Annotated in this window: 10 protein-coding genes; 1 reads left to right on the top strand and 9 read right to left on the bottom strand. The window is 69.2% G+C overall.

Annotation, left to right across the window (positions count from 1 at the left end; all coding sequences use genetic code 11):
• The 8 genes from A5695_RS09935 to A5695_RS09900 form a co-directional block, all read right to left on the bottom strand.
• Positions 1-165, bottom strand: a 165-nt coding sequence (locus A5695_RS09935) for a dihydrodipicolinate synthase family protein (RefSeq protein ID WP_197515438.1), incomplete at its 3' end; no start/stop codon positions are given.
• 170 nt (positions 166-335) lie between these two features.
• Positions 336-1100: an FAD-dependent thymidylate synthase gene (thyX, locus tag A5695_RS09930; RefSeq protein WP_068080467.1), complete on the bottom strand. Its 765-nt coding sequence runs from the start codon at positions 1098-1100 to the stop codon at positions 336-338.
• A 10-nt stretch (positions 1101-1110) separates the two neighbouring features.
• A complete protein-coding gene (locus A5695_RS09925; RefSeq protein WP_068080456.1) occupies positions 1111-2172 on the bottom strand; it encodes a restriction endonuclease subunit S in 1062 nt (353 codons plus the stop codon).
• Entirely contained in the window at positions 2169-3542 is a 1374-nt protein-coding gene (locus A5695_RS09920; RefSeq protein ID WP_068080454.1) for an N-6 DNA methylase, read from the bottom strand. The genes A5695_RS09925 and A5695_RS09920 overlap by 4 nt, the downstream gene beginning before the upstream one ends.
• The gene (locus tag A5695_RS09915; protein ID WP_197515437.1) at positions 3542-4786 is read right to left on the bottom strand and encodes a winged helix-turn-helix domain-containing protein; all 1245 of its coding nucleotides are present in this window, start codon (positions 4784-4786) and stop codon (positions 3542-3544) included. Before A5695_RS09915 ends, A5695_RS09920 begins: the two co-directional genes overlap by 1 nt.
• Positions 4787-4824: 38 nt before the next feature.
• Positions 4825-5526: a DivIVA domain-containing protein gene (locus tag A5695_RS09910; RefSeq protein WP_068080451.1), complete on the bottom strand. Its 702-nt coding sequence runs from the start codon at positions 5524-5526 to the stop codon at positions 4825-4827.
• Between the two features lie 87 nt (positions 5527-5613).
• Entirely contained in the window at positions 5614-6111 is a 498-nt protein-coding gene (locus A5695_RS09905; protein WP_068080449.1) for a dihydrofolate reductase, read from the bottom strand.
• Entirely contained in the window at positions 6108-6908 is an 801-nt protein-coding gene (locus A5695_RS09900) for a thymidylate synthase (RefSeq protein ID WP_068080447.1), read from the bottom strand. Before A5695_RS09900 ends, A5695_RS09905 begins: the two co-directional genes overlap by 4 nt.
• Before the next feature lie 151 nt (positions 6909-7059).
• Here A5695_RS09900 and A5695_RS09895 point away from each other — a divergent pair, with 151 nt between their 5' ends.
• Positions 7060-7800, top strand: a complete 741-nt coding sequence (locus tag A5695_RS09895) for a dienelactone hydrolase family protein (RefSeq protein WP_068080445.1) — start codon at positions 7060-7062, stop codon at positions 7798-7800.
• On the opposite strand, the gene A5695_RS09890 is transcribed toward A5695_RS09895, so the two are convergent.
• Positions 7789-9003: a glycosyltransferase gene (locus tag A5695_RS09890; protein ID WP_068080463.1), complete on the bottom strand. Its 1215-nt coding sequence runs from the start codon at positions 9001-9003 to the stop codon at positions 7789-7791. The genes A5695_RS09895 and A5695_RS09890 overlap by 12 nt on opposite strands.
• Between the last annotated feature and the right edge of the window lie 106 nt (positions 9004-9109).

Raw genomic sequence — 9109 nt, 5'->3', positions numbered from 1 at the left:
GGTGGTTCCGGAGACGACCAGGCCGTCGCAGCCGGCGTCCACCAGGTGATTCGCCAATTGCGCCGCGGCCGCGGTGTCCAGCGAACCGTCGGGAGCGAAAGGTGTCACCATCGCGGTCAGCACGGTTCCCAATCGGGCCGGGGCGTCGAATCCGACGGTGCTCACGGTCTTCAGGTTACCTGGCGGCGGCAAGCTCTTTAGCAACGGCGCGGGCCCGCGTTCCGCTCGGTGGCGGCCGCACGGTCAGCCTCACCAGCCCCACCCGCCCCGGTAAGTCCAGGCATTGCCGAAGTGCCCGCCTCTGAGCGACGGCGCTGCCGTGACGGCTGGGAATCTCAGGCTTCGGTCGCCAGCGGGCTGGTGGCCACCTCGGTCCCGTCGGCCAGGGCCGAGATTTCGAAGTCGGCGAACACCGCGGGCGCGGCGTCGGCGAGCTGGCGCAGGCACTCGATGGCCAGCCGCCGGATTTCGACGTCGGCGTGCTCGCTGGCGCGCATGGCGATGAAGTGTCGCCAGGTCCGGTAGTTGCCGGTCACGACGATGCGGGTTTCGGTCGCGTTCGGCAGCACCGCCCGAGCGGCCTGCCGCGCCTGCTTGCGCCGCAAAACGCCCAGCTTGTCGGCGGGCTCGCCCGCCATGAACTTCGCCTCCAGCTTGGCCAGCAGGTCGGCATAGGTGGCCCGGCTGGAGTCCGCGGCCTCGGTCAGGATGCGCCGCAGCTCGGGGTCGTCCTCCATGCCCGGTGGCACCACGATTTGCGAATCCCCCTCCGGCACGTAGCGCTGCGACAGCTGCGAGAAGGAAAAATGCCGGTGCCGGATCAGCTCGTGCGTCAGCGACCGGGAGACGCCGGTGATGTAGAACGACACGTTCGCGTGCTCGAGCACGGAAAAATGCCCTACGTCGATGATGTGCTTGATGTAGCCGGCGTTGGTCGCGGTCTTGGGATTGGGCTTCGACCAGCTCTGATAGCAGGCGCGGCCGGCGAATTCGACCAGCGCCGGCCCGCCGTCGGCGTCGGTGGTCCACGGCACATCCGGCGGTGCCAGGAACTCGGTCTTGGCGATCAGTTGCACGCGGAGCGGCGCGGTCTGGGCCACGGCGCTCACCTTAACGTGGTGACCGAATCGGGAGCTCACCCGATATCAGCAGCGGCAGCAGCGCGTCGCGTAACGCGGACAAGCGCGCGCTTTCGGCGCGGCGCGCGTGGCACAGCGCGCCCAGGCCGGTGATGGTCTGCGACCGCGCGGCGGGCAGGCGCCGGACGTCGGGGACCCGAACCTCCAGCAGATCGCGCGGGTGCACCCGCTGATGGCTGCCCGAGGTTCCGGCGACTCGACGCTGCAGCCAGTCGGAGACCGCCGGTTGCCGCAGGGCCGCCCACAGGGCGGACGCGTCGACTCCCGTCGGCACCAGGACGACGAACTCGCTGCTGGCCAGGGCCATCTCCGGCGGCAGGCTGGGCACGTTCCAGATTCGCGGTATCCGCGGGTTGAGCTTCGCGACCAACACGCACGGCGCCGACAAGACGAACTTGCCGCTCCTGACGGACTCGGCGCTCACCAGGCTCGGGTTCGCCCCGTCGTCGAACGCCGGAAGGCTGAAGAGCGCGACCGCGTCGTCGAATTCGGCCATCTCAAGGAATGTCGTCGACCGGCTCGCCAGGCCGGACACCGGCACGCGCTCGCCGACGGACTCGGCGATGGCCACCATCAGGGCCTCCGCGGCCTCGATCACCCGGTGGTTAGCCGAGATCTTGTCGTCGAGGGCGCCAAGCAATTCGGCGATCGCCTCGCGGTGCGGCGCCGCGACGCTGCGCACCGCTACGTCGTGCAGGATCCTCTTACTCAGCAGCGGCTGGCCCGATCCGGCCCGGTGGTCGCCCAGCCGGCAGGTCTGCATCGCGTAGTACCAGTACCGCGTCTCGCGCGGGTCCTTCGCCCTACATACCAGTGCGTTCTCGGTGACCCAGGCGTCGCAGTCGGAGTATCGCAGGCTGCCGCACTGCGACCCGACGCGCCCGAGGACGATCAGCGGTCCGGCCGCGTTGTGCTCGGCGGCATAACCGATGGCCCCGTTGGCGCCGTAGACGCGAACGCGTCCGCCCGGCGTTGGCCGCGGCGCCCTGCTGCCGCTACCGAAGTCCAGGTGGTCCCCCAGCGTGGTGTTCACCGCAGGCGCTCCAGTTGTTGGCGCACAACGCCTTCCAGGCGAGCGGATTCGTCGAGCGCGGTCAGCAGGTCACCGGTCAGCCGGGCGATCCTCTGCTCGACCGGCTCGCCTTCGTCCTCGTCGGCGGGTGCACCGACGTAGCGTCCGGGCGTGAGCGGATAACCGGCGGCCGCGATGTCGTCGTGGGAGGCGGACGCGCAGAATCCCGGAACATCCTGATAGGTAATGCCTTTCGCGACGGCGGACTGCGACCCACGCCACGCGTGGTAGGTGTCACCGATACGGACGATCTCCTGGTCCGTCAGCGCCCTTTCGGTGCGCCGCACCAGGTGGCCGAACCCGCGCGCGTCGATGAACAGCACCTGGCCGGCCCGCTCGCCCTTTTCGGTGTCGAAGAACCACAGGCAGACCGGAATCGACGTGCTGCGGAACAGTTGCGCCGGCAGGGCGACCATGCACGACACCAGGTCGGCATCGACGATCCGGGCACGGATAGCGCCCTCCCCCAACGTGTTCGACGACATCGAGCCGTTGGCCATGACCACGCCGGCCTTGCCGCCGGGGGTCAGTTTGGACAGGATGTGCTGAATCCACGCGTAGTTGGCATTGCCGGCGGGTGGGACCCCGAACCGCCAGCGCGGGTCGTGTTCGTCGCGGGCCCAATCCCTGATGTTGAAGGGCGGATTGGCCATCACGTAATCCATCCGCACGCCGGCATGCACGTCGTCGACGAAAGTGTCGGCGCACCGCGCACCCAGGCCGGTGTTGTCGATGCCGTGCACGGCGAGGTTCATCTTCGCCATCCGCCAGGTCTGCTCGACGCTTTCCTGCCCGTAGATCGTGACTCGCGCGGGATCGCCGTCGTGCTCGGCGATGAACCGCTCGGTCTGCACGAACATGCCGGCCGAGCCGCAGCACGGGTCATACACCCGCCCGCGTGACGGTTCCAACACCTCAACGAGCAGACGGACCACGCTGGGCGGGGTGAAGAATTCGCCGCCGCGCCGGCCCTCGGCGCGCGCGAAATTGCCGAGGAAGTACTCGTATACCTCGCCCATCAGGTCCCCCGCGCGGCCCTGCTCGCCGAATCGCGCTCCGTCGAGCAGGCACAGCAGCTCCCCGAGCCGGCGCTGGTCGAGATTCTCGTACAGCCGCGGCAGCGTCGCGGCCTCCATCGCGTCATCGACGAGCCGCCCGATGATCGGGGATTCCGCGTTGTCCGCCAACGACTTCCACTGCTTGGCGGCGGCGTGTTTGAGGTACACCAGCCCCAGGACGACGTCCTTGTACTGGCCGGCCGACAGGGAGCCACGCAGCTTGTTTGCCGCATTCCAGAGCGTGTCCTTGAGCTCGTCGCCCGTCGCGCGCATCAGCTGACCGCCCGCAACTCGGCGGCCAGGTCACCGCGGGTCGCGACGCTGAATCCGCTCAGGCCCAGCCACGACGCCATGGACCGCAGTTCGCCGGCCAGCGCCTCGACCACCCGGGGGCGCGGGGCGTCGGGTTCGCCGAAGGCGCCCGTGACGCGCAGCGTCTCGGCGGTCCGATCGGCTTTGAGATCCACCCGCGCGACCAATTGCCCGTCCATCAGCAGCGGCCACACGTAGTAGCCGTATTGGCGCTTGGCGGCGGGCGTATAGATCTCGATGCGGTAATGAAAACCGAACAGCCGCTCCACCCGGGGACGGAAGAAGATCAGCGGGTCGAACGGACACAACAGCGCCGTGCCGCGGTCGGTGCGTGGCACCGTCCGACCGGCGCGCAGGTAGGCCGGCGCGGGCCAGCCGTCGACATCGACCCGCTCGATCTCCCCCGCAGTCAGCAGGGCGGCGACGGCCGGCTTGACCTGCTGGGCCGACAACCGGAAGTAATCGCGAATATCAGCCTCGGTCCCGACACCCAGCGCGGTGGCCGCCCGCAACGTGAGTTCCCGGACGGCCTCCGCGTCGTCCACCTGCCGCGCCAGCACGCCGGCCGGCAACACGCGTTCGACGAGGTCGTAGTGGCGGGCGAAGCCCACCCGCGTGGCCGTGGTGAGCACACCGGCGGCGAACAGCGCCTCGGCGACCCACTTGGTGTCGCTGCGGTTCCACCAGGTGCCCTTCTTACGGCGCGGCTCCGCCGCGAGATGCGCCTCGATCTGGCCGGCGGTGCTGGGTCCGAGTTCGGCGACGGCGGCGACGACGTCCTCGACAAGTTGCGGGTTGGCCTTGACGATGTGGGTGCCCCAGCGACCATGGCGGTACTGGCGCATTCGCCAGCGCAGCAGCGGCCAGTCATCGACGGCCACCAGTGCGGCCTCGTGCGCCCAGTACTCGGCCAGCAGCCGCGCCGACCGCGGGCCCCACGCGGCGCGATCCAATATGTCGCGGTCGTAGGGCCCGAGCCGGCTGAACACCGGCGCGTAGTGGGCGCGCACCGCGACCGAAACCGAATCCAATTGCAGCACTTGGATTCTGGATATCAAGCGCTTCAGGTGGCCGCGAGTGATCGGGCCGGCGGGCCGCGGCTCGGTAAAACCTTGGGCGGCAACGGCGATTCGCCGGGCCTGCGCGGCCGAGAGCCTGCGGGTCGGGATCGACACGGCGCCGAGAATACCGGCCGGGTGCGACAACGCCCGGCGTTGACGCGGCGCTGCTCGTTCGAGGCAGGCTAACCCGTGCTGACTTTTCCGTCCAACGGCACGACGAGACTGGGCTCCGGGGCGTTCTTCTGCTCCTGGTAGGCCGACTCGAGCGCCGCGGGAACCGCTTCGAGCTCGCGGAACACGCCCATCAGCTGTTCGAGGACATGGATCCGTCGCCGGATCGCCTCGTCCGCCGCGCGCTGAGCCTGCTCGCGATAGTGGTCGGCCTCCCGTTGGGCGTCTCGCCAGGCTTTGTCGATCGCCGCTTCCGTTTCGGCGCGCATGTTGGCCAATTCGGCCTCGAGCTGCTGCTTGGCTTCCTCGTAATCGGTTTCCATGGCTTTTCGCTGCTCGGCCATCTCCGCCAACTCCTCTTCGTGCTTTCGCTGCGTGGCCTGGACCTCGGCCTCGGCCGTTGCGATCATCGCGTCCGCCTCGCTGCGCGCCTCGGCCTGCATCTCGGCAACCTCGTCGACGGCGCGGCGAAGCATCTGCGCCATCCGGCGCTGCACCGCGTGGGGGGACGGCGAGGTGTCGGTGAGGACGGCGACCTCCTTGCGCAGCGCGGCCGTCTCGTCGCCGGCCGCCTTCAGCCGGCTCCTCAGGTTCTCGACGTCGTCGAGCAACAACTGCTGCTTGGTGGTCAACATCTCGATGTGGGCGTCGACCGCGGACGGGTCGTAACCCCTGAATATGCGCGTGAACGCTTTCGTGGGTTCGGTTATCACTGCCAATTCCCCCTTCTGGCAACGTGTGGTGACCTGGTGAGACCGACCCCCGCGTCCGAGCATGATCACGGTCGCGGACACCGACGGTCATGCCCGACGGTAGCTGTGCAGCCGGTACCGCAGCCCCGTGCGGCTAACCCGCCACTCCCCCGTCTCACCCAGCCAGCTGTCGTCGAGCACCGGCGCCAGCGCGTCGTCGTCGTCGCGCCGCAGGTCGACTTCGACCTCGGTGACCTCGCACCGCGTGGCGTGCGGCAGCGCGAGCAGATAGACCTGCTCTCCGCCGATCACCCAGGTCTCCGGCTCACCCTCGCTCTCGGCGAGGGCCGCCTCGAGCGATCCGACGATCTGTGCACCGTCGGCAACGAAATCGCTCTTTCGCGAGAGTACGACATTCTTGCGGCCCGGGAGCGGCCGGACCTTGCTCGGCAACGACTCCCAGGTGCGCCGGCCCATCACCACGGTATGCCCGACGGTCAGTTCTTTGAACCGGATCAGGTCCTCGGGCACCCGCCAGGGGATGTCCCCACCACGACCGATGATGCCGGAGGTCGACTGAGCCCAGATCAGCCCCAGCTCCGTCATACCGCGACGGGCGCTTTGATCGCCGGATGTGGATCGTAGTTCTGCACGACCACATCCTCGTAGGTGTACTCGAAGATCGAATCACGCTGCGCCAGTACAAGTTCCGGATAGGGGCGCGGTTCGCGGCTGAGCTGGGTGCGCACCTGTTCGACGTGGTTGTCGTAGATGTGGCAGTCGCCGCCGGTCCAGACGAACTCACCGACCCGCAGGCCGGCCTGGGCGGCCATCATGTGGGTGAGCAGCGCGTAGCTGGCGATGTTGAACGGCACACCGAGGAACAGGTCGGCGCTGCGCTGATACAGCTGGCAACTGAGGCGACCGTCGGCCACGTAGAACTGGAAGAAGGCGTGACACGGCGGCAACGCCATCTGCGGGATCTCCCCGACGTTCCAGGCCGACACGATGATGCGCCGCGAATTCGGGTCGGTACGCAGCAACTCCAGCGCCGCGCTGATCTGGTCGATGTGCTCACCGGTCGGCGTGGGCCAGGATCGCCACTGAACGCCATATATCGGCCCGAGATCACCTGTGTCGCTGGCCCATTCGTCCCAAATCGTGACGCCGTGTTCGTGTAACCACGCGACGTTGGAGTCCCCGCGCAAGAACCAGAGCAACTCGTAGACGACCGACTTGAGATGCACCTTCTTGGTGGTCAGCAGTGGGAAGCCGGCCGACAGGTCGTAACGCAGTTGCTGGCCGAACAGGCTGCGGGTGCCGGTGCCGGTGCGGTCCGACTTGGCCGTGCCCCGCTCGAGTACCAGGCGCAGCAGGTCCTCGTAGGGCGTCGGGATCGGCACGCGCCGATTTTAGCGGCGATCGCAAGCGCGGCGAAGCCGGGCGCGGCGGATCGACGCCAAAAACCCCGCGGCGATCGCAAGCGCGGCGAAGCCGGGCGCGGCGGGTCGACGCCAAAAGATCCGTCCAGACCTCGGGAGTAAAACGGAGACCATGCCAAAAATCACCGACAGCGTCACCACCGCCGATGGCACTTGTCCCGTCTCCCTGTTCACCCCAGAAGGCGCGGGCCCCTGGCCGGGCGTAATCATGTACTGCGACGCCGGCGGGGTGCGTGACACCTTCGACCGGATGGCCGCCAAGCTGGCCGGCTTCGGTTACGCGGTGCTGCTCCCCGACGTGTACTACCGCAGCGGCGATTGGACCCCGTTCGACATGGCCACCGTGTTCGGCGACGAGCGGGAGCGCAGGCGGCTGTTCGGCATGATCGGCAGCCTCACCTCGGACAAGATAGCCGGCGACGCCGTCGCGTTCTTCGACTACCTGGCGGCTCGGCCGGAGGTATCCGGGGAGCGCTTCGGCGTGTGCGGCTACTGCATGGGCGGGCGGGCCTCCGTGATCGTCGCCGGTCGGGTGCCCGAGCGCGTCGCGGCCGCGGCGTCGTTCCACGGCGGCGGCCTGGTGACCGACGCCGCAGACAGCCCACACCTGCTGGCCGACCGGATGAGCGCGACGGTGTATGTGGGCGGCGCCAAGGACGACGCCTCCTTCACACGTCAGGACGCCGAACAGCTGGACAAGGCGTTGACCGCAGCCGGCGTGCGGCACACCATCGAGTGGTATCCGGCCGGCCACGGGTTCGCGGTGCCGGACAACGCGCCTTATGACCCGGCCGCGGCCGAGCGGCACTGGCAGGCCATGACCGAGGTCTTCGGTTCGGCGTTAGCGCGCTAGCCCGTCGAGCAGCAACGTCGCCGCCACCATGGCCCCGTCAGTGCGGATCGTGGCGGCCACGGCGCTCGCCCGTGCGCGGGTCTCGACGGTCAACGCCGTCTTCAACGCCGCCGCCAGGGACTCGGCGGTGGGAGCCGGGCCGTCATGCGCGGCACCGATGCCCAGCTCCGCCACCCTGCCGGCCCAGTACGGTTGGTCGGCACCCTGCGGCACCAGCACCTGCGGTGCGCCTGCCAGCGCGGCGGTGGTCGTGGTGCCCGCGCCGCCGTGGTGCACGACCGCCGCCACCCGGGCGAACAGCGCCCGGTGGTTGAGCTCACCGACGGCCAGGCAGTCGTCCCGGTCGTCTATCGGGGCCAGGCCGGACCAGCCGCGGTAGAGAATCGCCCGGTGGCCTTGGGCGCGGACGGCGTCGACGACCGCGCGGGACAGCTCGTTCGCCGCGCGCATGGGCATGCTGCCGAAGCCGGCGTACACCGGTGGCGGCCCGGCGTCGAGAAACGCTACGACGGCCGCCGGCAGGGGACGTTCATCGGCCAGCAGCCAGGCCCCCGTCTGGACCACCTCCAGCCCGCCGCCCTGCGGCCACGGGCCCAGGACCGGGTCGGCCGCCAGCCACGGCCGCTCGGTCAGGGCGTAGTCGCGGATGTCATCCACCGGCGGCAGCCCCAACGCCGCGCGGTGGTCGTTGAGCGACGCGCCGAACAGCGTCTGCATGTGCTGCGCGTCCATCTGCCACAGCACCCGATTGTCGATCAGGCCGGGCGGCACCCGGCCGGCGTAGGTCGGGGGCAGGTGGTGCGACGACGGCAGGATCGTCGGTTGGTAGCTCACGTAGACGTAGGGGATGTCCAGGCGCTCTGCCACCGACCGCGCTCCCGCCGCCACCGGGGGGAAGCCGGTCGCCACCAGCAGATCGCAGCCGTCCGCCGCGTCGGCCACCGTGTCGAATTGCGCGGCGACGAGCCCGTCCAAGTGTCGGCGCAATTCGTCCTCCGACGGCGTCAGCCCGGCCGCCCGCGTGCGCCACGAATCGCCGAATGGCCACAGCGGCAGGTCGATTCCGGCGAGCAGGTCCGCGAATTCCTCGTCCGGCGGCGCGCTCACCCGGACTTCCGCGCCAAGAGCCCGCAACTGAACCCCCAGTGCCGCCAACGGTTCGACCGCTCCGCGCGAATCGTGAGTGGACAGCAACACGCGCATTCCGATGTCTTTCACCTCCGCACGGCGCGGCCGGCCACGTCGTCGACCACCGCGGACCGACACTGTCTCACGAAACGGCGACCGCCTTCTGCGCCGATCTTCCGAG

The organism is Mycobacterium sp. E1747, from assembly GCF_001667775.1.
GTDB lineage: Bacteria > Actinomycetota > Actinomycetes > Mycobacteriales > Mycobacteriaceae > Mycobacterium.
Note: the sequence above shows the minus strand (reverse complement) of the source record. Positions and strands in the feature narration are given on the sequence as shown.